The organism is Paraburkholderia bannensis (genome assembly GCF_014200455.1).
Classification (GTDB): domain Bacteria; phylum Pseudomonadota; class Gammaproteobacteria; order Burkholderiales; family Burkholderiaceae; genus Paraburkholderia; species Paraburkholderia bannensis_A.
This window is the reverse complement of the sequence record NZ_JACHBW010000008.1, coordinates 1-22,165: the sequence shown is the minus strand read 5'-3', so window position 1 is coordinate 22,165 and position 22,165 is coordinate 1. Positions and strand designations below refer to the sequence as shown.

Annotated in this window: 22 protein-coding genes and 1 pseudogene; 7 read left to right on the top strand and 16 right to left on the bottom strand. The window is 63.9% G+C overall.

Annotated elements, in window-relative coordinates; genetic code table 11:
• Window positions 1–276 precede the first annotated feature (276 nt).
• The gene (locus tag F4827_RS14450) at window positions 277–1,299 is read left to right on the top strand and encodes a LacI family DNA-binding transcriptional regulator (RefSeq protein ID WP_183724633.1); all 1,023 of its coding nucleotides are present in this window, start codon (window positions 277–279) and stop codon (window positions 1,297–1,299) included.
• 12 nt (window positions 1,300–1,311) lie between these two features.
• Here F4827_RS14450 and F4827_RS35260 read toward each other — a convergent pair whose 3' ends face one another.
• The 8 genes from F4827_RS35260 to F4827_RS14425 all read right to left on the bottom strand — a co-directional run bounded on the left by F4827_RS35260 (window position 1,312) and on the right by F4827_RS14425 (window position 9,318).
• Window positions 1,312–1,452 (bottom strand): hypothetical protein, encoded by a 141-nt coding sequence (locus tag F4827_RS35260; protein ID WP_260175219.1) that lies wholly within the window; start codon window positions 1,450–1,452, stop codon window positions 1,312–1,314.
• Window positions 1,440–1,802: a hypothetical protein gene (locus tag F4827_RS35255; RefSeq protein WP_260175218.1), complete on the bottom strand. Its 363-nt coding sequence runs from the start codon at window positions 1,800–1,802 to the stop codon at window positions 1,440–1,442. The genes F4827_RS35260 and F4827_RS35255 overlap by 13 nt, the downstream gene beginning before the upstream one ends.
• Complete coding sequence (locus tag F4827_RS35250) at window positions 1,763–1,933, bottom strand: hypothetical protein (RefSeq protein WP_260175217.1); 171 nt, start codon at window positions 1,931–1,933, stop codon at window positions 1,763–1,765. The genes F4827_RS35255 and F4827_RS35250 overlap by 40 nt, the downstream gene beginning before the upstream one ends.
• Window positions 1,934–2,012: 79 nt before the next feature.
• Window positions 2,013–2,420 (bottom strand): MFS transporter, encoded by a 408-nt coding sequence (locus F4827_RS35245; RefSeq protein WP_260175215.1) that lies wholly within the window; start codon window positions 2,418–2,420, stop codon window positions 2,013–2,015.
• A 180-nt stretch (window positions 2,421–2,600) separates the two neighbouring features.
• The gene (locus tag F4827_RS14440) at window positions 2,601–3,644 is read right to left on the bottom strand and encodes a porin (protein WP_183724632.1); all 1,044 of its coding nucleotides are present in this window, start codon (window positions 3,642–3,644) and stop codon (window positions 2,601–2,603) included.
• A 157-nt stretch (window positions 3,645–3,801) separates the two neighbouring features.
• The gene (locus F4827_RS14435; protein ID WP_183724631.1) at window positions 3,802–6,312 is read right to left on the bottom strand and encodes a glucose/quinate/shikimate family membrane-bound PQQ-dependent dehydrogenase; all 2,511 of its coding nucleotides are present in this window, start codon (window positions 6,310–6,312) and stop codon (window positions 3,802–3,804) included.
• A 159-nt stretch (window positions 6,313–6,471) separates the two neighbouring features.
• On the bottom strand, window positions 6,472–7,575 hold the full coding sequence (locus F4827_RS14430; protein WP_311673446.1) for a porin: 1,104 nt from the start codon (window positions 7,573–7,575) through the stop codon (window positions 6,472–6,474).
• An 810-nt stretch (window positions 7,576–8,385) separates the two neighbouring features.
• Window positions 8,386–9,318 carry a LysR family transcriptional regulator gene (locus tag F4827_RS14425; protein WP_183724630.1) on the bottom strand — a complete coding sequence of 311 codons (933 nt, stop codon included), beginning with the start codon at window positions 9,316–9,318 and terminating at the stop codon, window positions 8,386–8,388.
• Window positions 9,319–9,455: 137 nt separating this feature from the next.
• Between F4827_RS14425 and F4827_RS14420 the strand changes: the two genes are divergently transcribed.
• The 5 genes from F4827_RS14420 (at window position 9,456) to F4827_RS14400 (ending at window position 14,465) form a co-directional block, all read left to right on the top strand.
• Complete coding sequence (locus F4827_RS14420) at window positions 9,456–10,673, top strand: M20 aminoacylase family protein (RefSeq protein WP_183724629.1); 1,218 nt, start codon at window positions 9,456–9,458, stop codon at window positions 10,671–10,673.
• Window positions 10,674–10,862: 189 nt separating this feature from the next.
• Complete coding sequence (locus tag F4827_RS14415; RefSeq protein WP_183724628.1) at window positions 10,863–12,113, top strand: porin; 1,251 nt, start codon at window positions 10,863–10,865, stop codon at window positions 12,111–12,113.
• 31 nt (window positions 12,114–12,144) lie between these two features.
• Window positions 12,145–12,537 carry a BON domain-containing protein gene (locus F4827_RS14410; RefSeq protein WP_183724627.1) on the top strand — a complete coding sequence of 131 codons (393 nt, stop codon included), beginning with the start codon at window positions 12,145–12,147 and terminating at the stop codon, window positions 12,535–12,537.
• Window positions 12,538–12,610: 73 nt separating this feature from the next.
• The gene (locus tag F4827_RS14405; protein WP_183724626.1) at window positions 12,611–13,909 is read left to right on the top strand and encodes an MFS transporter; all 1,299 of its coding nucleotides are present in this window, start codon (window positions 12,611–12,613) and stop codon (window positions 13,907–13,909) included.
• A gap of 28 nt (window positions 13,910–13,937) precedes the next feature.
• Window positions 13,938–14,465: a cysteine hydrolase family protein gene (locus tag F4827_RS14400; protein WP_183724625.1), complete on the top strand. Its 528-nt coding sequence runs from the start codon at window positions 13,938–13,940 to the stop codon at window positions 14,463–14,465.
• A gap of 26 nt (window positions 14,466–14,491) precedes the next feature.
• Here F4827_RS14400 and F4827_RS14395 read toward each other — a convergent pair whose 3' ends face one another.
• From F4827_RS14395 to F4827_RS14385, 3 genes are read right to left on the bottom strand one after another with little or no spacing between them, the layout of a single operon-like run.
• Window positions 14,492–15,184, bottom strand: a complete 693-nt coding sequence (locus tag F4827_RS14395; protein WP_183724905.1) for a trimeric intracellular cation channel family protein — start codon at window positions 15,182–15,184, stop codon at window positions 14,492–14,494.
• Window positions 15,185–15,216: 32 nt separating this feature from the next.
• Window positions 15,217–16,509: a M20 family metallopeptidase gene (locus F4827_RS14390; protein WP_183724624.1), complete on the bottom strand. Its 1,293-nt coding sequence runs from the start codon at window positions 16,507–16,509 to the stop codon at window positions 15,217–15,219.
• A 44-nt stretch (window positions 16,510–16,553) separates the two neighbouring features.
• The gene (locus F4827_RS14385; protein ID WP_260175214.1) at window positions 16,554–16,997 is read right to left on the bottom strand and encodes a MarR family winged helix-turn-helix transcriptional regulator; all 444 of its coding nucleotides are present in this window, start codon (window positions 16,995–16,997) and stop codon (window positions 16,554–16,556) included.
• Between the two features lie 190 nt (window positions 16,998–17,187).
• Between F4827_RS14385 and F4827_RS14380 the strand changes: the two genes are divergently transcribed.
• Window positions 17,188–18,126: a LysR family transcriptional regulator gene (locus F4827_RS14380; RefSeq protein ID WP_183724623.1), complete on the top strand. Its 939-nt coding sequence runs from the start codon at window positions 17,188–17,190 to the stop codon at window positions 18,124–18,126.
• A gap of 53 nt (window positions 18,127–18,179) precedes the next feature.
• On the opposite strand, the gene benD is transcribed toward F4827_RS14380, so the two are convergent.
• The 5 genes and pseudogenes from benD to F4827_RS35240 form a co-directional block, all read right to left on the bottom strand.
• A complete protein-coding gene (gene benD / locus F4827_RS14375; RefSeq protein WP_183724622.1) occupies window positions 18,180–18,956 on the bottom strand; it encodes a benzoate diol dehydrogenase BenD in 777 nt (258 codons plus the stop codon).
• A complete protein-coding gene (benC, locus tag F4827_RS14370) occupies window positions 18,953–19,978 on the bottom strand; it encodes a benzoate 1,2-dioxygenase electron transfer component BenC (RefSeq protein ID WP_183724621.1) in 1,026 nt (341 codons plus the stop codon). The genes benD and benC overlap by 4 nt, the downstream gene beginning before the upstream one ends.
• A gap of 62 nt (window positions 19,979–20,040) precedes the next feature.
• Window positions 20,041–20,529 carry a benzoate 1,2-dioxygenase small subunit gene (benB, locus tag F4827_RS14365; protein ID WP_183724620.1) on the bottom strand — a complete coding sequence of 163 codons (489 nt, stop codon included), beginning with the start codon at window positions 20,527–20,529 and terminating at the stop codon, window positions 20,041–20,043.
• The gene (locus F4827_RS14360; protein ID WP_183724619.1) at window positions 20,526–21,884 is read right to left on the bottom strand and encodes a Rieske 2Fe-2S domain-containing protein; all 1,359 of its coding nucleotides are present in this window, start codon (window positions 21,882–21,884) and stop codon (window positions 20,526–20,528) included. The genes benB and F4827_RS14360 overlap by 4 nt, the downstream gene beginning before the upstream one ends.
• Window positions 21,885–22,027: 143 nt before the next feature.
• Window positions 22,028–22,165, bottom strand: a pseudogene (locus F4827_RS35240) (catechol 1,2-dioxygenase); the annotation flags it as partial.

Below are 22,165 nucleotides of genomic sequence, written 5' to 3'. Positions count from 1 at the left end.
TTTCGCCGCGCCTTGCCTGATTCCTCAGATTTAAGCGCTTAAATTCTACGCGATAAATTTAGCCGGGGGGCTTGTGCGACGGCCATTTAACCGCTTAAATTTCTGGGCGGCACAATCGCGTACAAATCGCGTTCCGGCTTGGTGTGGGTGAAAATTAACAAATCCTCGCTACGCCTTGCAACATTTGAATCGTGTTCCCTGAATGTGGGAAACGTCACGAAATACCCGCTAAACCCCGGGTAAACGCTTGAAACAGCGCCAACAAAAAGGCAGGACATGGTCACCTTGTCAGAAGTCGCGCGGCATGCGCGCGTTACCGCCGCCACCGTTTCCAACGTGCTGCGCAACCGCGAGAAGGTGCGCCCGGAGACGGCGGAACGCGTGCTCCAGGCCATCGCCGAACTGGGCTATCGGCCCAATCTCAATGCGCGCGCGCTGGCGCAAGGCAGGTCGTCCACGCTCGCGCTGATGCTCTCGAATATCGCCAACCCGTTCTATCCCGAGTTCGTGCTGGCCGCCGAGCGCGCCGCGCGCAAGTCCGGCCATTTCCTGATGGTCTGCAACACCGACGACGACGCGCAGATCGGCCGCGCCTACCTCAACCAGATCGCCGGCACCTTCGCGGACGGCGTGCTGGTGATGAACACCGATATCGCCATGAACGAGTTGTGCATCTCCGCGATGCATAACGGGCCGATCCTGCTGGCGATGTGGGAGCACCCCGAAAAGCCGCCGGCACTGCCATGCGTGGCGGTCGATTTTGCGCAGGCGGGCGCATTGGCGGCGAAACATCTGCTCGAACTGGGCCATCGCAAGATCGGCATGTTGATCGGCGACGGTTGCGGCGGATTGCAGGACGCGCGTTCGGATGGTTTTCGCGCAGCGCTGGCAGCGGGCGGCGTGGCGTGCGCCACAGCGCAAATGCAGGTGCGCGACTCGATCGACGCCGGGCATGAGGCATGTGTGACGCTGATGAAAAAACACCCGCAATTGACGGCTATTTTTGCGTCGAACGACCTGCTGGCCATCGGCGCGATTCAGGCCTTGATCGGCATGGGACGCGCAGTGCCGCACGATGTTTCGGTGATCGGCATCACCGATATTGCGCTTGCGCATCAGGTGCGCCCCGCCCTCACTACCGTGGCGATCCAGACCGCTGCCGTGGCCGAACTGTCGATCAGCCGCCTGATTCAATTGATCGATGCGCCCGTGCAGGTACCGTCAATGGCGATCGGACCGCCGCCCGAACTGGTGGTGCGCGATTCCACGGGACCCTGCAAAGCGCGCGCATCGGGTTGATCGCGCGACGCTTCAGGTCGCGCGCCAGCGTATCAGCAGTGCGAACACGGCCACCACCGCGCAGAAAATCGCCAGCGAGGAAAGCAGATTGGCGCTTGCTACAAGGGTTGCCTGCGTTTCCACCATCGTCGCCATGTGCATCATGTCGGGCATCGGCGGCATGCCGCCCAGATCGAACATCGTGATGCGATCGACAAGACGCGAGCGCGCGATCGCCCGCCGTATTGCAGCCAGAGGCTGGCCGCACCCGTACCGGCGGCGGTCGCGATCTGGCGCACGATATTCTTGAATGCGTAGGCGTGCTGAAAATCGTCTTCCGTGAAATCGACGAACGTCATACCCGCCACTTGCGCCATCACGAACGGCACCGTCAATCCCTGCAGAAACAGCGCGGGCAGAATCACGTCCATCGATACATCGGTGAGCGTGCGCAGCGACAGCATCAGCAGCGCAGCGGCAAACATCACGTAGCCCAGCGCGATATAGCGGCGGCGTCCGAACACTCGATGTCCATTTCCCAGAGCGCGCCCGGCGGCGTCACGCGGCTCGGATACGTGAGCACGACCAGCACCAGCACGGCCAGCGCCAGCACCACCTGGATCACGAACACCATCTGCCACGCGGCGCTTTCCACCAGTACGGCCGCGAGCCAGGGCGTAAGTGCGGACAGCCCGAAGGAGCCGATATTGAAGCCGACAAAGAGGGGCGCGCGTTCATCGCGCCGACACCAGTTGAATCAGGATGCGCGCGGCAGCGAACAGGCCGCCCGCGCCAAAGCCCTGCACCGCGCGCGCAAACGTCAGTTCGAGCGGCGTATCGCACAGCGCGCAGAGCAGCGAGCCGATCGCCGCGACGATCAATCCAGCGATGGTGTAAGAGCGATAGCTCGTGTGCCGCGCGATGCGGCCGAGCATGAGATTGGCGACCGTCGCCATGGCGGCGTACGAGGTCATGCTCCAGAGGAAGTCTTCGGGCGAGGCATGCACGCCGCCGCGAATATGCGTGCCGGCGATACCCATCATCGACGAAGCCACGAAATCCACGCCGGTTGCGGCGCCCAGCGCGACGGTAAAGAAGAACACGCGCAACGGCGAAAAATGCGGCAGCGCGCGTAGCCTCATCGGGCAGCTCCGCGCGTGCGCTGCTTGTCAGGCATCGGTCGGGTGGCGTTGCTGGGCGTCACGCGTTTTCCCCTTCGCCATCGTAGCGGCGTGCAAATCAGTGTAGCAAAGCGCGGGGGGCGCTTCGCTTAACGTCTGCCCTGCTCGCGCGGTTCTTGAACCGCGCTTTGGAACCGCGCTTTAAAACCTGTCAACCATGCCGAACTGCACGCCGCGTACCGACGCGCCCGGCCACGATGGCGTCAGGCCCGTCACGTTCACGCCCTTGAGCGTGAATTCGCCCTGCCCTCGATTGCGCAGCCAGCCCGCGCTCGCGTACGGCAAAACGCGCTTGCTCAGGTCGTACTCGCAGGCGGCGCTGAACTGGTCGGCATTATCGTCGCCGCCCGAGCGGTCGCGCAGGTACGTGTAGCCCAGCGAGGCGCGAAAACGCGCATTGACCGCATAGCGCGCCGACACCGACACGCCATCGTTGTGATAGCGCGGGGTACCACCATCACCGTTGAAAAACGACAGATAGCCCGTGATCGGGCCGTACACATAGGAGACGCCGCCCAGGTTGGCGCGCAGTGCGCCGTCGCCGTGCGTTTGCTGGTGTGCGTACGAAATGCGCAACGGCCCGTTGCGGTACGCGAAGGTTTCGATATTGCCGGCGATACCGTTGCCGTCGCCATCGGTCGAATCGCGCAGCGAGGCCATCAGCGTGGTCGAAAAGCCGTGGAATTCCGGCGAGAGATACGTAATCGCATTGCTCTCGTAGGGCGTGATCTTCGAGAGATTATCGAGGCCCGAGGCGATGGTGCCCGCGCCGAACGCGTCCAGCCCGCCCTTGAACGGAATATAGATGGGCGAATACTGGCGGCCCATGCGCAGCGTGCCGTAGGGCGTGCCCAGACCGACCCAGGCCTGGCGGTTAAAGAGAGTGTTGCTCACGGCCATCGTGCCGTTGCCGGAACTGAAGCCATTCTCCAGATCGAACAGGATCTTCAGGCCATTACCGATGTCTTCGGCACCGCGCAGGCCAATGCGCGAGCCGCGATACGCGCCCGAGTCCATGCGCGCGACATAACCCGCGCCGGGATTGGTGATTTCGATGCTGGTATCGATCGCGCCATAGAGCGTGACCGAGCTTTGCGCATGCGCGCCAATGGCATGGGCCGCCAGCGCGGTCAGCGCGACGTACGCTGCGTATGACACGCGGCGGGCGTTGGAGTGTGGGCTCATGTCGGGTACAGAAAGGAAACAGCGAAAGAACAGATTAAGCAGGCAAAAAAAACGGCATGCCAGGCATGCCGCTTCCGGTGTCATCGCGTGCGCCGCGAGGCTTCAAGGCCCGCGCGGCGCACGCTGCACGTATCAACCAACGTGCGTCAAGCGCGCTTTAGTTCGGCAGCGCGTAAGCGATCACGTAATCGCCCAGCTTGGTGCCGAACGAGCCGTGGCCGCCTGCGGCGATCACGACGTACTGTTTGCCGTTGATCGAGTAGCTCATCGGCGTTGCCTGCCCGCCTGCCGGCAGGCGGGCTTCCCAGAGCTGCTTGCCGTTGTTCACGTCGAACGCGCGGATGAAGTTGTCCGCCGTTGCGCCGATGAACGCCACACCGCCCGCCGTCACGATCGGGCCGCCCAGCATCGGCATGCCCATCTTGAACGGCAGCGGGATCGGCGAGCTGTCACGCACCGTGCCGATACGCTTCTTCCAGACGATATCGTTGGTCTTCAGATCGATACCGGCGATGTAGCCCCATGCCGGCTGCTTGCACGGCAGGCCGAAGGGCGACAGGAACGGGTTCAGCGTGACGCCGTACGGCACGCCGTATTGCGGCTGGATGCCCGATTCCGTACCGCTGCCCTTGGCGCCTGGTTCCGGCTCGATCGGATTGCCCGGACCGCGCGGGATCAGACGCGAGACGAACGGCAGCGCGATCGGGTTGGCGATGGCGATCTGACGATCGGTGTCGAGTGCAATACCGCCCCACTCGAACATGCCCAGGTTGCCCGGGAACACCAGCGTGCCTTGCAGCGACGGCGGCGTGAAGGTGCCTTCATAGCGCAGCTTGTGGAACATCACGCGGCAGACCAGCTGGTCGTACATCGTCGCGCCCCACATGTCCTTGTCCGTGAGCAGATTCTTCGGACGGAACGTGAGCTCGGAGAACGGCTGCGTCGGCGAGGTGCGGTCGCCAGGCGCCGCGCCTTGCGGCACCGGCAGTTCCGGAGCCGGCACGACGGTTTCGCCGGTGCGGCGGTCGAGCACGAACAGGTTGCCGGTCTTGGCCGGGCCGTACACGACCGGCACGGTCTTGCCGTCCTTGGTCGTGATGTCGGCGAGCGTCGGCTGCGACGGCATGTCCATGTCCCACAGGTCATGGTGAGCGGTCTGATAGAACCAGGCCAGCTTGCCCGTCGATGCATGCAGCGCGAGCAGGCCGCTTGCATAGCGCTCCATCTCCGGCGTGCGGTCGCCGCCCCAGATGTCCGGGGTGCGCACGCCCATCGGCAGATAGACGATGTCGAGCTTCGCATCGTAGGCGGCAGGCGCCCACGAGTTCGGCGAGTTCCAGGTGTAGTGCTCGCCCGGGCCCGGGATGTGGTTCGGGTCCTTCGCACCCGGATCGAACGCCCACAGGAGTTGGCCCGTACGCACGTCGAAGCCGCGGATCACGCCCGACGGTTCGCGGTTCGAGAAGTTATCTTCCACCGCGCCCGCCACGATGATCACCTTGCTGGTGATGATCGGCGGCGAAGTCGGCTCGTACATGCCCGGCGTCGTGACCGGCATGGCGTGCTGCAGATCGAGATCGCCGTTGTTGGCGAAGCCCGCGCAGCGCTCGCCCGTCAGCGCGTCGAGCGCGTACAGGTGGCCGTCGTTGACCGGCAGATAGATACGGCGCGAGCAGGCGCCCGTCACCGGTGCGGCGGCCGTGGTGGTCACGTCGCTGGCCGGAGCAGCAGCTTGCGCAGCCGAAGCGGCAGCGTCCGAAGCAGCGGCTTGCGGCGCCGATGCGGCAGCAGCCGAAGCAGCGGCGTCGCTAGCCGGTGCAGCCGCATCAGCCGCAGCATTCGCCGTCAGATCGACATACGACACGCCGCGGCAGGTCACGTGCTGGAATGACGGATCGGCCTTGAGCTTCGGATCGAAGGTCCACTTGAGCGTGCCGCTTTGCGCGTCGAGCGCGAACAGCTTCTGGTGCGGCGAGCACAGGTAGAGCAGATTGCCGATCTTGATCGGCGTGACTTCGTTGGTGATTTCGACCGGATCGTTCGGGCCTTTCATGTCGCCCGTGCGGAACGTCCAGGCCACCTGCAGGTTCTTCACGTTATCCGGCGTGATCTGCTGCAGCGGCGCGTAGCGCGTGCCTTCCTGGGTGCGGCCGTAAGCGGGCCAGTCGGCGTTGTCGATGCCGTTCGCGTTGGCGGCGAGCGAACCCGTCGACGAAGCGAGCGTGCCGTTGACCGTCTGCGGATCGTTGAAGCCGGCATACACGAGCACGCCGGCCCAGATCACCAGCGCGCCGACGAGCGATTGCACGCCCAGCTTGCGCGGCGCTTCGAGACGCCAGCTCACGAGCAGCAGCAGCCACACGCCGAACACGACGAGCACGCCCGAACGCGGCGCGAGCGCCCAGAAGTCGGGACCCGACTCCCACAGCGACCAGATGGCGGTACCCACGAGCACGAGCGCGTAGAGCACGAGCGCGGTGGGACTGCGGCGATACAGCAGCCATGTGACGGCCAGCAGCACGACGCCGGTCACGACGTAATACGCCGAGCCGCCGAGCGAGAGCAGGTATGCGCCGCCGATCAGCAGAAACAGCGATGTGAGCGCGATGAATAGTAAGGTGATGACGCCGATGAACCCCGGCGATGATGATTCTCTGGATCTGGACATGATGATCTCAACCTTCTTTTGAGGACGCCGCCCGCATCGCCTGTCACACGATGCCAGCGGCGAGGCGCGCCGACACGAAGGCCGGCGAGTCGTCCAGCCGCTGCGCTACGCCCGCGGCGGCCGGTTGTGCGGAAAACACTCCGCGAAAAAACTGCTGCTTCAGAAGACGTGCATCATCCCGACGTAAGCGCCGGTCTGCGATTCGCCCACGTTCGGGCTGGTCGGCGAGCTGGAGTCGCGCGGCGTGGCAAACACCGAGAAGTTGCCGTTCTTGCTGTTGTCCACATAAGCCACCGTGCCGTACAGGAAGGTGCGCTTGCTCAGGTTGTAGGTGGTGCCGAGCGCGTACAGCATGGCGTGGCTGCCCGGATCGTGCGCAGCGTCGCCGCTGCCCTCGCCCACGTGAATGTAGAAGCCCGCGGCCGTGACGGCCCACTTCGGCGTCGCCTGATACGTCGCGCCCAGCCAGTAGTGGTCGGCACTGTCGGCCACGCCCACCGGCGAATCCGGCGCGGCGTAGTGCGTGTAGGCCGCCTGGATCTTCCAGTTGTCGACGCGCAGATTGCCGCCCACGAAGAATTCGCGCGAGGCCGTGAAGATGTTGGAGAAACGGCCGCTGGAATCGCGCAGCTCGTCGTAGATGCCGCGCACGTCGAAAAGCGGCGAGTGGTACGTCAGCATGATGCCGTCCGAGCGGCCAAAGTCGCCGTCGGCGCCATTGTTGAAGCCGCTCGCCTGGTTGCCGAATGCGTACTGGCCTTGCACGTCGAGGCCATGCCACACGGGGCTGTGGTACTCGACGTTGTTGCTGGTCTGCTGCCAGTTGCGCCCGCGCACGAGCGACGCCGACGACACCGCCTGCTGCACGAACGGGTCGAATTCCCACACGCCGTCGCTGTCGATGAAGAGATTGCGACCGGCCTGGATTTGCCCCCAGGTGTCGTTCTTCAAGCCGACATAGGCACGGCGCGAGAACAGCTTGCCGCCGCCCGAGGTGCCATTCATGATCTGCAGCGCGGTTTCCAGGTCGAACAGCGCGGAGGTGCCGCCGCCAAGATCCTCGGTGCCCTTCATGCCCAGCATGCTGGTGCCCCAGTCGCCGCCTTCCGCGCTCCAGCGGCTCGACTGGCCGCCACTGCCATTGGCAATGTGATTCAGATATTCGATACCGCCGTCGACGCGGCCGTAGAGCGTCACGCTCGATTGCGCCGAGGCAGCCGTGCTCGCTGCCAGCAGGGCAATTGCGCCCAGTTGTTTTTTCACGTCAGCTCCCAGATGGATCTTCTTTCGTTGTCCGTGCCGACCGGGCCGCCTGAGCCCACTTGCGTGGTTTCGCTGCGCCTGGCGCGTTGCGGTCCGTGAAAGCCATTGCCGGTTATCCCGAAATGGCCGTACCGAAAGCAGTGAAACGGGTCGATAAATTCCGCTTCGCTGGGGATGCTTCGCGCTGTGCCCGGTGGCGACTTTTTGTTCGATGCGTACCGCCGCAAGCACACGACGCCTGAAAAATATAGCGCGTCATCTGGAATGGTGCTTTCTGGCTGGTCGCAGCGGGGTCGGACTATAGCAGTCCAGAGCGAATTTCGCATCCAACTTTACGCAATCGGGCAAAACCCGCACGGGGTTTTGCCGAATTCCATTGAAGCCGCCTACCCAGCGGCTCGTTGCGATTTTGTAAGTTCAATCGGCAAGGTGGATTGGCTCAACGTCCCAGCACGTTCCGTACCTAAATTTTTATGCTGGTGGATCGGGCGATGTGCGCGCCTGCCGGCGCTGGGCTTGGTCGAGAAAGGGAAAGGCGCTCACCTGGGCGGGCATGGTCGCGGCGTGGCGCACGGTTCACCTGAAGCGCAGCGCGGGGGATCTGGGAAAAACGGCAGCTAAAGCAGCTCGCACTGTGTTTCGATGACGGGACGAGCAACCCGCGTCACCGCGTCCATTTTGAGCGCGGGAGCGATGCCGGGCACCGAGGCCGCGCACATCAAGGTTCCTGCTTTCGTTGTACTGGCAACGTGTGCCGGGAACGATAGCCGCGCAAAATGCCCGCAACCTGCGACTTCGGTTGCGGGGGGATCAACCGCCGGTCAATACCGTACCGCCCATGCCGCTGCGGGCGCGCCCGGCGGCCACCGCGAGAATGCAATCGACGAAATATTCGGCGGGCCGGGTGATCTGCGCCTCGGGCGGCGCAAACAGATAAAGCTGCAAGGCGGGCGGCTGCACTGGCAGATTCAATTCGACGAAGGCGCGTCCGAGTTCCGCCGTTTGCAAGGTATGGCGCGTCCACGCGAACACCGCATCGTTGTTGAGCGCCAGGCCATAGAGCAAGCCGTAGGAGGTGCAACGCGTGATGCGCTGCGGCGGCGCCAGGCCCGCACGCTCGAACATCGCGCGGATATTGGCCGGATAGCCGTCGGTGACGTCGGTGTGGATCCACTCGGCGTCCTGCACCTGCGCGAGCGAGGTGGCCTGGGCGAACGCGCCGCTGGCGCGCGTCACGAACACCGAATCGAAGGCGAACAGCGGCCGGGCCGTGCCCGAATCGTCGCCGGGACTGGTCGGAAACGCCGCGAAAGCGAGGTCGAGCGTGCGATTGCTCAGGTTTTCGCGCAACTGGTTGAAGCCCAGTTCGCGGAATTCGACCGTGACCTGCGGCCAGTGGCGACGGAAATCGGTGAAGGCTTCGGCGAGTCCCGCCGTGCCCGCAATCGGCGTCACACCGATCACCAGCTTGCCGGTGCGCTTGCCTTTCAGGTGCGCGAGGTCTTCTTCGGCGCGTTCGAGTTCGCGCACCACGGTGCGAGCGCGCTGGAGCAACGCCGCGCCCTCGGCCGTGGGCACCACGCCCCAGGGATTACGCTCAAGCAGACGCACGCCGCATTCGTCTTCCAGGTCGCGCACTGCCTTGGTGATGGCCGGCTGGGTCACGTGCAGACGCCGCGCCGCGCCGTTAATACTGCCGGTTGCGGCGATTTCGACCAGCGCACGCAGTTGGTGGATCTTCATAAATAGCCTTTCATGATGCGGAGGATATTACCAAAAGTTATAGACATACGCATTTTTGCTTTTTTATTTTGACCGATCGTCCTTAGTCTGTGACTCCAGAGGCCGTCACCCGTACGGCCAGTCAAGAGAGCCCAGACATGACGCAAGCCCACGCTGCCCTCCCCCCCAACGACGCCGAGCGCGCCGCGCTCGTCGAGACCCTGCGCGAGCGCCGCGCGCCGTTCGTGCAGATTCGCCACGACATCCACGCGCACCCCGAGCTGGGTTTCGCCGAGACGCGCACCGCCACGCTGGTCGCTGAAAAGCTCGCCGAATGGGGCTACGAAGTGACAACCGGCATTGGCGGCACGGGCGTGGTCGGGCGCATCAAGCGCGGTACGGGCGAGCGCGCCATCGGCCTGCGCGCCGATATGGACGCCCTGCCGGTCCAGGAAAACACCGGCCTGCCCTACGCCAGCACCGTCGCGCAAACCATGCACGCCTGCGGCCACGACGGCCACACGGCCACGTTGCTCGCCGCCGCGCAGTACCTGGCGAGCGACGCGCAATTCGACGGCACGCTCAACGTGATCTTCCAGCCCGCCGAGGAAGGCCTGGGCGGCGCGTCGCGCATGATCGCCGACGGTCTGTTCGAGCGCTTCCCGTGCGACCAGGTGTTCGCGCTGCACAACGCGCCGGGCCTGCCGGTGGGCCATTTCGCGGTGCGCCACGGCTGCATGCTGGCGTCTTCCGACACCGTCACGATCACCGTGACCGGACGCGGCGCGCACGGCGCGATGCCGCAAATGGGCTGCGACCCGATCGTTGCGTCCGCAAGCATCGTGATGGCGCTGCAAAGCATCGTGGCTCGCAACGTCGAGCCCACGCGCGCCGCCGTGGTGACGGTGGGCGCGATCCACGCGGGCAAGGCCGGCAACGTGATCCCGGAAAGCGCCACCTTGCAGCTTTCCGTGCGCGCGCTCGACAGCGAGACGCGCAATCTGCTGGAAACGCGTATCCGCAGCATCGCGGAACTGCAGGCGCAGTCCTATGGCGCGACGGCCACGGTCGACTACAAGGCGATCTCGCGCCCGCTCGTCAACGAGCAGAACGCCACCGATCTCGCCATCGAAGTCATGCAATCGCTGGTCGGCAAAAGCGGGCTGACGATGATGCCCGAGGCCGTGATGGGCAGCGAAGACTTTTCGTGGATGACCGAGAAACTGCCCGGCTGCTACGTCCTGCTGGGCAATGGCGTAGGCAGCGTCGGCGGCTGCTCCGTGCACAACCCCGGCTACGACTTCAACGACGATGCGATCCCTTATGGCGCGGCGTGGTTCGTCGCGCTTGTCGAGCGCTATCTGCGCCAGGGCTAAAAGCGGACCGGAATCCGCATCACGCCGGCGCACGTCGTCCTGATGAGACAGGGGCTTCACGCGCCGGCAGTTGTGAGCCGGCAGTTCTCAGCAACGGCCGGCTCACAACGATAAAAGGTCAGGCGCGCCACTTCTCGCCCTCGCGCGCCGCCCTCCCCGCAGTTTCTGACCAACCTCAAGAGTCTATCAATGCCAGCAAGCAGCATCACGCCTCAGAACCCGAGCGACGGCGCACGAACCCTCGCAGGAACACGCGCGCCACGGCAGACCCGCATCGCGCGCGCCACGCGTCTGGTTGCGTGCGCAACCGTCGTGGGCGGCGCCTCGCTCGGCGCACACGCCCAGGCTTCGAATCTCTTTCTCGAAGACTATTTTCAGGGTGTGCCGTATGCGACTACCGGTGCGTATTCGCCGGGCGTGCGCCTCTACGGCGCGGTGGACCAGTCGATCGGTTTCACCAAGGGCGCGCAGACGGCGTTCGTGCAGCAAAGCGGCGGGGAATGGACCTCGAAGATCGGCCTGTACGGTGTCGAGGATCTGGGCGGCGGCTATCGCGTGCGCTTCGACCTGGAAAACGGCTTCAACGCCGCCAACGGTCAGTTGGGGACCGCGAATACGCTGTTCAATCGCGAGGCGTGGGTGAGCATCGGTTCGCAAAAGACGGGCGAGTTGAAACTCGGCTTGCAGGACGATGTGGGCGTGCCGCTCTTCATCGACGTGTTCGGCCAGGTGGGCACGGTTTCCACCGTCGCCTATATGACGGCGTGGGTCTACGATCTGGGACCGGGCGCGAGCTACGAAGCGAGCCGTCTGTCGAACGCGATCAGCTATTCGTCGCCGTGGTTCGGGCCGCTCAATGCGCAAGTGGCGCTTTCGCTGCACGACAGCAGTTCCAGCGCGCCGACCATCGTCACGCGCGCGCTCGCGCTGAATTACTTCGACGGCCATCTGTTCGGCACGCTGAGCTATCTGGGCAACTACGGCCTGAACGCGCTCACCACCTCGCAATACGTGCGCACCGATAACTTCGCAGCCGGCCTGCTCTACGACGCCGGGCATTACGTGCTCTCGGCGGGCTACAGCTTTCTCGCGCCGCGTCTGGAAGGCGACCGCGTGGCCTCGCTCTACACGCTGGGCGCGCTGTATCGCTATCAGCAGCGCAACGACTTCCGCGTGGAAGTTGCGTATCGCGACGTGGCGGGCGTGAGCAGCCATTCGTATGGCCTGACGCTCGGCTACGACTACAACCTCTCGAAACGCACGGCCCTTTATGTGCGCGGCGCGGTGATCCACAACACGGGCACGACGCCGACTTACGGCCGCTATCCGTCGCAGCAACCGAGCGTCGACAACATCAGCAACAGCTATACCGGCAGCACGGGAACGGAGATGTATCAGTCGCCGCATCTGATGCTCGTCGGCATGTATCACAAGTTCTGAACACCGTTCGTATCGCTACAGGAGACAGGGGATGAGCATTCACACGAAATCGCACGCGGCGCGGCGCCTGGTTGCCGTCGCGTTGTGCGCGGCCGCCGCGCTGGGCGTTCACAGCGCTTACGCACAGGGCGGCAGCGAGGCCAGTGCGGCAACGGCCACGCCGGCAGTCGCCGCTTCGCCGGGCGCGGATCGCGCACTGGCCGCCAATGTGCGCCACGCGCTCAAGGCGGCACGCAAGCAAGGACTGAAATCGAGCTTTATCCGTGTGCGCGCGCGTGACGGCGTTGTCACGCTCTCGGGCGTGGTCGCCAGCCAAAGCCAGATCGACATGGCGACGTCGGTCGCGCAAGGCGTGAGCGGCGTGCGCTCGGTCACGACCAGACTCGTGATTCGCGACGACGAAGGCATCAAGGGCAGCCAGTAACGAGGCCTGCGAGGCGGCGCTTCAAGTGAGCGCGCCGCCTCGCCAACGAAGCATCAGCAATCGAGGCATCCGCATGAACGTCGTACACGAACGCGCAGCAACGCATGGCGCAGCAGAATCAGCACGCACGAGCCGCACGATGGTGCTCGCCGCCGCGCTGGGCAACGGTCTGGAGTTCTTCGACTTCACCGTCTACAGCTTCTTTTCCGCACTGATCGGCCAGTTATTCTTCCCGTCACATGACGCGATGTCTTCGCTGATGATGTCGCTCGCGACCTTCGGCGTGGGCTTCGTCGTGCGTCCGCTGGGCGGCGTGACGATTGGCGCCTATGCGGACCGCGCGGGCCGCAAGCCTGCGCTGATCCTCACCGTGCTGCTGATGGCGCTGGGCACCGGGCTGATCGGCCTTGCGCCCACCTATGCGCAGATCGGCCTCGCCGCACCCGCGCTTATCGTGCTAGGGCGTTTGCTGCAAGGATTTTCGGCGGGCGGCGAAGTGGGCGCGGCCACCACGTTGCTGATGGAAGCGGGCCGCGAAGGCCGCCGCGGGCTGCTGGTGAGCTGGCAGATGGCGAGCCAGGGCGGCGCGGCGCTGGCGGGCGCGTTGATCGCGCTGCTGTTGTCGAAGTCGCTCTCGCACGAGCAACTGATAACTTGGGGCTGGCGCGTGCCGTTCCTGATCGGTCTTGCCATCGGTCCGCTGGGGTTTTTCCTGCGCGCGCGGCTGGACGATACCTTGCCCGCCCATGCCCATGCGCATGCAACCCCCAAAACGAGCGCCGTGCGCCGCAAGCTGCCGCTGCGCGTGATCGTGGCCGGCACGATGCTGGTGATCGGCGGCACGGGCACGATGTACACCATCGTCTTCTTCCTGCCCGCGTTCCTCGCGCTCACGCTGCATATGCCGGCGGCCACCGCATCGGCGAGCGGTTGTGCGGCGGGCCTGGTGCTGCTGATCGGCTCGCCGTTCGCGGGCAAGCTGGCGGACCGTTTGCCGCGTCGCAAGCCGCTGCTCGCCATCGTCTCGGTCGTCTCGCTGGCTCTGCTGTTTCCGGCCTTCGCGGCGATCGCAGCAAGGCCGACCGTGAGCACGGTGCTGATCGTCGCCATCGTGCTGATCGGCCTGATGACGCTCACGAGCCCCGCGGGCTTTCTGATGATTCTGGAAGCGCTGCGCCCCGAAGTGCGCGCGACCTCGCTGGGCATCATCTACGCCGTGGGCGTGACGCTGTTTGGCGGCTTTGCGCAGTTGGCCGTGGGCGCGTTGTGGCGTGCGACCGGTAGCTTCTATGCGCCGGCTTGGTACGTGCTGGGATGTGGAATCGTCAGCCTCGCGGGACTGACGCTGTTTCGGGAGAAAGCCAGCGGATAGAATCGGTTCTTTCCAGGGGAACTGTTTTATGTCTACTGCATTGCTCGTCATTGACTTCCAGAACGGCCTGGTCGCGACCGACCCGCTGCCTGGCGACGCGGCCGCAATTTCCGCCAACGTCCGCGAGCTGACGGAACGCGCCCACGCCGCCCGCGTGCCGGTGGTCTTCATCCAGCACGAGGACGAAGAACTCGTGCCCGGCAGCGAAGCCTGGAAAATAGCCGATTCCGCGCAGGCGCAATCGAGCGATTATTTTGTGAGCAAGCGTACGCCCGACTCTTTCCTGAACACGGCACTGGGCGCGACGCTTGCCGAACATGGCGTCAAGCATGTGGTGATCTGCGGCTACGCGACGGAATTCTGCGTCGATACCACCACGCGCCGCGCGGCGGCCAACGGCTTCACGGTGACGCTGGTCGCCGATGCCCACACCACACACGACAAACCGCACGCCACCGCCGCGACGATTCGCGAGCATCACAACCAGACGCTGTCGAGCATGCGCAGCTTCGGGCCGCGCATCAGCGCCGTACGAACGGCGGATATTACGTTCTAAGGCTTTTTGCGGCACGCACAGCGCAGTCAGCGCCCGTCGTGCCGCGCGTCCTCGCCAGCCTCCAGGGCTTCCTGCTCCATCGCGCGGATCCGCTTCCTGACCTCGCGCGTATGGAACACCGGCAAGCGCCAGCCAAAGTACAGCGAAGCCAGACGCAGCGCCACGCAGCCAAGCGTGGCGACCCACGGCGTCCAGAACGTCGACCAATCCATATACGTCAGCCCGATCTGAAGCGCCGCGCCCAGCAGCGCCGCCGATGCGTAAATCTCTCGCTCCAGGATCGCCGGCACACGCGACAGCATGATGTCGCGCAGGACGCCGCCACCCACCGCGCTCACCATGCCGAGCACGATCGCCGTCTCCGCGCTGTCGGTCCAGATCCACGTCTTTTGCGCGCCGGAAACCGCAAACAGTCCCAGCCCGATCGCATCGAAGAACAGCACCGGATGACGCAGCCGCCGCACTTGCGGATAGGCGACGATGGTGAGCAGCGCGGCCAGCACCGTCACCGCCATATAAGCCCAGTTCGACAGCCCCGCAGGCGGAATCGCGCCGATACAGACATCGCGCACGATGCCACCGCCGCACGCCACCATGAAGGTCACGACGAGGATGCCGAACAGGTCCAGCCGCCGCTGCCGCGCCGCGACGGCGCCCGAGATCGCAAAGGCGAAGGTGCCGATGAGATCGAGCGCCGTGTACGCCGTATGGGCGTTCATATGCGCGCTAACGTGCGCGCCCAATGCCATGCTCACGCCGCCTCGCTCATCGGTTGATCCGCTGCGGCGGCGTCGTGGCCCAGCCACGCGCCTGCCGCGCAGAGCATCGCTTCGAGCCCGGTGCGCAGCGTCGGGTCGATCACCGGCGCGAAGCGCGGCGAGTGATTGCTCGGGATCTGGTTGATCTTCTTCTCGGCGCGGGCTTTTTCGAACACGGCACGATCGGTGCCGCCGACGAACCAGAACGCGTAAGGCACGCCCCACTCGCGCCCGAACACGCTGAAGTCTTCGCTGGCCGCCGCCGGTTCCGTCTCGTAGGCGCGCTCGCCGAACTGCGCTTCGAAGGCGGTGCGCAGGCGCGCCGTAGTGGCTTCGTCGTTGACGGTCAACGGGTAGCTGGAGAGCGTGGTGAACTCCGGCTCGCGCGGCGCGTTGGACGCCGTGCATTCGGCGCAGCAGATGCGGCGGATCGCGCCCAGCATGTACTCGCGCACGTCCTCGTCGTAGGTGCGCACGTTCAGTTTGAGCGTGGCGTCGTCGGGGATGATGTTTTCCTTGGTGCCCGCCTGCAGGCTGCCAATCGTCAGCACGGCGCTGTCGCGCGGCGAAATTTCTCGCGACACGATGGTCTGCAAACGCAGCGTGGTGGACGCGGCCATGATGACCGGATCGATCGAGGTCTGCGGCTGCGAGCCGTGCGAGCCGCGCCCGAACAGCTTGACCTTGAGGCTGTCGCCCGCCGAAAGAATCGTCCCGCTGCGATACCCCACCGTGCCCGCCGCGCCCACCATGACATGCTGGCCGAGAATCACGTCGGGCTTGGGAAAGCGTGTGGTCATGCCGTCGTCGATCATGCTGCGCGCACCTCGCCCCACTTCCTCGCCGGGCTGGAACACCGCCATGAGCGTGCCGCTCCACGCGCCGCGATGCGCCGCCATCAGGCGCGCCACGCCCAGCAGCCAGGTCACATGCATGTCGTGGCCGCAGCTATGCGCCACGCCAACCTGCACCCCGTCCTCGTCCTTCGTCACCACCTTGCTGGCGTACGGCAGGCCCGTGTCTTCAGCCATCGGCAGCGCGTCCATATCGGCGCGCAGCATCACAGTCGGGCCCGCGCCGTTGCGCAGGATGGCGACCACGCCCGTCACGCCGACTTCGCGCGTGACTTCGTAGCCGAGCTTTTCCACGTAATCGGCGACGATCTTCGCGGTGCGCAATTCCTGCATCGATAGTTCCGGATGTTCGTGCAGGTCCTTGTAGATCGTCTCCAGTTCAGGCAGCAGCGCGCCGATGGCCGGCGCGAGCGTATCGATCAATCTGGTCATTGTGACTCCTGGAAAGGGGGTGCTTGCCGATTGCGGCGCATCGGTCAGGCGGCGCCGTTGAGCAAGCTGTCCGAAAGTTTTTCGAGCAGACGGTCGAGCGTCTTGCGTTCGTTCGCCGTCAAGGCAGCGGCCAGTTCGCCTTCGAGATCCGCGCCGACCTTCGCCGATGCCTGCGCCACCTCCAGGCCCTCGGGCGTGCCGCTCAGCGCGATGCTGCGGCGGTCCTGCGCGTGGGTGTCGCGCACGATCAGGCCACGCGCTTCAAGCTCGGCGAGCGTTTTCGACAGCAGCGTTTTTTCGATCAAGGCGCGCTGCGAAACGGTCTTGGGCGTGATGCCCGCTTCGGCACAAACGAGCCGCAATACGCGCAGCGCGCGCACGTCCAGCCCCCAGCGCTCGCGGTAGATCGCGTTGGCGCGCTCGCTGAGCAGCGCGCTCGCGAGATCGAGCCTGAAAGTAAGAAAGCCGGGATGCAAGCCGGAAGACAAGAGCGCGCTCCAATGATGAAAGCCCGATGAAGTTTCGAGCCTGGCCGACGACGCATCGGAGTATAGACAAATAGTTGAAAATTTCAACTATTATCGAGATGGTGACGGCGCGATACACTATGCCTTACAGGTATAATGAGATGCGTTTGAGCGCCATTCTGTAACGAATCAATATCCCAGAGGTTGGAACATGGAACTGCGCCATCTTCGCTACTTCGTGGCTGTCGCCGAGGAGCGCAGCTTCACCCGCGCGGCGCAACGGCTGCATATCGCGCAGCCGCCCCTGAGCCGCCAGATCCAGCAGCTCGAAGAGATCCTCGGCGTGCAGCTTTTCGAGCGCAATTCGCGCCCGCTCAAGCTCACCGATACCGGCCGCTTCTTCTATCAGCACGCCTCGCAGTTGCTGGCGCAAACCGCCGAACTCGAATCGATGACGCGCCGCGTGGGCAAGATCGAGCGCAATCTGTCGGTGGGCTTCGTCGGCTCGACGCTGTACGGGATGCTGCCGAAGATCATCCGGCGCTATCGGCAACAGCACGCCGAAGTCGAATTGAGCCTCAACGAAATGTCCACCATGGACCAGATCAAGGCGCTTAAAGAAGGTCGCATCGATGTGGGATTCGGGCGCATTCGTCTGGACGATCCGAGCATTCGCCGCGTGGTGCTGCGCGAGGAGCGCATGATCGTGGCGCTGCCGATCGGCCATCCCCTGGGCGACGCGAAGGCCGAACTGTCGCTGCACGACCTGCTCAGCGAGACACTGATAATTTTTCCGAAGTCGCCGCGCCCAAGTTACGCGGATCAGGTGCTGGCGGCCTTTCACGATCGCGCGCTCAAACCGGGGCGCGTGCTGGAGACGCGTGAATTGCAGGTGGCGCTGGGCCTCGTGGCGGCCGGAGAAGGCATTTCGATCGTGCCGAAGAGCGTCTATGGCCTCAAGCGCGACGACGTGCTCTACAAGGATCTGGACGACGCCAATCTGGTGTCGCCGATCATCATGAGCGTGCGCATGCTGGACGAATCCGAGGATCTGCAGCGCATGCTGCAACTGATCTACGACCTCTACGAAGAGCAAGGCATGGCGTACCTCACGCCAACCGATCGCGAAGCACACGCGAAAAAGGGCTGATTTTCGGGCCTTTTATCGAGCAGCGGGTTTCAAGCCGTGGTTCAGACCGCAGTTCAGCCCGTATCGCCCCCTGCAACCGGCAAGACAGACCCGGTGATATAGCTCGCTTCATCCGACGCGAGGAACAGGATCGGCGCGACCTGCTCGTCGATGCTGCCGTAGCGCTTGAAAAAAGTCGATTCGGTGACCTGATGGACGGCTTCGTTCATCCACGCTTTTTCCTGCTCGCTGTCGCCGGCGGCATTGCGCGGCACGCGTCGCGGCGGCGCGCTGGTGCCGCCGGGCGCCGTGGCCACCACGCGGATATTGTGCTCGGCGTATTCCATGGCCAGCGCCTGGGTGATCGCGTTGACACCACCTTTTGCAGCCGAATACGGCACACGTCGAATCCCGCGCGTGGCATTCGACGAAATATTGACGATGGTGCCGCCGCCGCGCGCCAGCAGATGCGGCAGCACCGCGTGGCAGGTGTAAAGCGTGGGCATGAGCGAGCGGCGGATTTCCGCGTCGATCTGCTCGGGCTCGAACTCCGCAAACGGACGCATGCGGATCGCGCCGCCCACGCCATTAATCAGAATGTCGATGCCGCCAAATTTTTCCACGGCAAAGGCCATCGTCGCCCGTGCGCCTTCGTAGGTTTCGAGGTCGGCGACAAAGCCTGCGGTGTCGGTGCTCACGGCCTCGGCCGCCACTTCCGCCACAAAATCCGCGCGATCGACGAACAGGACCTTGCCGCCCTCCGCTGCTGCACGTAAGGCCACGCCGCGCCCGATGCCCTGCGCCGCGCCGGTGACAACCAGCACCTTGCCCGCAAATCGTTGCGCGCTCATGCTGCCGCCTTCGGCGCGACGTTGGGCGTGAACTTCTCATAATGGAAGCTGTTGGGCTTCACGCCCTGGTCGTCGAAGTGCTTGCGCACGGCATCGACCATCGGAGGCGGCCCGCACAGATAGACGTCGACGTCGCCGTCGTTGAGCGCATCGGCGGGAATATGCTGTGTGACCCAACCCTTGCGCGGGTGGCTCGACGCATCGTCCGCCACCACCGTGCTGAAACTGAAATTCGGCAGCTTCGCCGTATAGGCTTCGATCGCTTCGACCTGGACGAGATCGAGATCGCGCGTCACGCCATAGATCAGATGCACCTTTTGCCGCGACTTGGCGCGCGCGAGCACTTCCAGCATCGACAGGAACGGCGCGAGCCCCGTGCCGCCCGCGAGGAACAGCAGCGGGCGCTGCACGTCGCGCAGATAGAAACTGCCAAGCGGCCCGATCAGTTCGAGCTTGTCGCCGGTTTGTGCGGCTTCGAGCCACGTGCTCATCACGCCGCCGGGGATCTTCTTGATGAGAAAGCTGAGCTTCGACTCGCCAGGCGCCGACGAAAACGAATACGAGCGATGCTGACCGCTGCCGGGCACGTCGATATTGACATACTGGCCCGGCAAAAACACCGGCGCGTTTTCTTCGACGTCCAGTTCCAGCACCACCGCCGCATCGTTATGCAATTCGATCTTCGCGACCGTGGCGGCAAATTTGCTCTGCCCCGTCTTGCACACCGCCGAGGAAGCCGGCACCGCAATCACGCAGTCGCTTTGCGGCACCATCTGGCAAGTGAGCACAAGGCCGCCGCATTTTTCGTCGTCGCTCAGGGCGTCTTCGATATAGTCGTCGCCAAGGTCATAGCGGCCGCTTTCGGCCTTGCATTTGCAGGTGCCGCACACGCCGTCGGAACAATCCATCGGCAGATTGATGCGGGCGCGAAACGCCGCGTCGAGGACTTTCTCGCCGGCCTTGCATTCGATGAAGCGCGTAACGCCATCCTCGAAATTCAGCGCAATATTGAAACTGGACATGGGGACCTCCTCCAACTACCTGATATTGATGCGTTCGACGCCAGACAAAAATTCAACGTGATTTACACGTGATAGACGTCGAGAACCTGCCGGATATAGTCGTTTTTCAGCACGATCTTCTTATAGGCGATCAGCCACTTTGCTTCGACCAGGCGCAACGTGACGAACATCGTGCCGTAAAAAAGGTCCGTCGTGCGGTAGCGATGGTTGAGCGTCTGGAAGTTGTAGCGCAGATCCACTTCGTTATCGCGCGTGGACAGCACTTCCACATTGGTGATGTTATGGCTCGTGCGCGGCTCCGGCGTGGACGCGCCGCTGCGCTCGGTCTTGATGCGGAACACGCGGTCTTCCAGGCCGCCGCGATCCGGGTAGTACATCAGCGAGATCTGGCTTTCGTGGTCGTCGGTGAGCTGGTCGTCGTCGTCCCAGGCCGGCATCCAGTAGGTGACGTCCTCGGTGTAGCAGGTGAGCCATTCGTCCCACTGACGGTCGTCGAGCAGGCGCGCTTCGCGATAGAGCACTGCGCACAGGGTTTGATAATCGAAGCTCATGCTACGGACTCCTCGCGTTCTTTCTTCAGCGCGTCTTGCATCGTGCGCACCCAGTATTCGTGCTGGCACACGAACAGGCCTTCGTCCTCGCTGCGCTCGCCCGAGATGAGCGGCTTGAGGCCCATCTTCCTGGCGTTCTCGTCCGGGCCTTCCACCCAAAGGGGCGCGCCGCGTGACAGATCGTTCCACATGGCCGCGATGCCGGCATAGCCGTTCTGGCAGGCGCGGAATTCTTCCAGATCGTCCGCCGTACCCATGCCCGAGACATTGAAAAAGTCTTCGTACTGGCGGATGCGCGTGGCGCGATCCGTTGCGCTCTCGCCCTTCGGCGCGAAGCAGAAAATCGATACTTCGGTTTTATCGACGCTGATCGGACGCACCACGCGAATCTGCGTGCTGAACTGATCCATCAGGAACACATTCGGATAAAGGCACAGATTGCGCGTCTGGTTGACGATGAAATCGGCGGCGACTTCGCCCACACGCGCCTTGATTTCGTCGCGCTGGTGATAAACCGGGCGAACCTCGGGATTCATCGTCTGGGTCCACAGCAGAATGTGGCCGTGCTCGAAGCCATAGACGCCCGCCACCGACTTGCTCCAGCTATTCGCATCCACCGCCTTGGTACCCTCTTCCTTGCGGCGGCCCATGGTGGCGGCGTAATTCCAGTGCACGGTGCTGACGTGATAACCGTCGCAACCGTTTTCCATCTGCATTTTCCAGTTGCCCTCGTACACATACGAGGAATTGCCGCGCAGCACTTCCAGGCCGCCGGGCGCCTGATCGACAATCTGGTCGATAATCACGCGCGCTTCGCCCAGATACGCTTCGAGCGGCATCGCATCCGCATTGAGGCTGCCGAACAGGAAACCGCGATAGTTCTGGAAACGCGCGACCTTTTTCAGGTCGTGCGAACCGTGCGTGTTGAATTGCACGGGATATTCAGTGGTTTTCTCGTCTTTCACCTTGAGCAATTTGCCCGTGTTCGAGAAAGTCCAGCCGTGGAACGGACAGGTAAAGCTGCCCTTGTTGCCGTGTTTGCGACGGCACAGCATCGCTCCCTTGTGCGCGCAGGCATTGATCACGGCGTTCAGTTCGCCGGTCTTGTCACGCGTAATGACGATGGGCTGGCGGCCGATCCAGGTCGTGTAGTAATCGTTGTTGTTCGGAATCTGGCTTTCGTGCGCCAGATACACCCAGTTGTTCTCGAAGATGTGCTTCATCTCCAGTTCGAACAAGTCGGCGTTGGTGAAGATATCGCGACGGCAGCGGAAAATACCGGCTTGCCTGTCGTCCTGCACGGCGGTGGCCAGCAGATGGTCGAGTTCGTTGGCTTTGTCGATGATGGCGGACATGTTTCCTCTCCCTATGCGTACACCGATCCCTGCACGGGACGCATGCATCGGTGGCGAACGGGTTCTCGCGGGGGAATCTGGGGATGGCGGCAGCGCGAATTGCAGTACGGTCAGTACCAGGCGGCTGCCGCCGTGCGGGACGCTCAGGCGGTGGCGGTAGCCTCGGCCGCTGCGCGCGGACGCTGGACGATCTGGTTGTCGCGGCCTTGCAGCAGCGGCGTCAACGTGATGTCGAATTCGATGTGTTTGTAGGCATCGGCCTTGAGGCCAAGCGCCGCGCC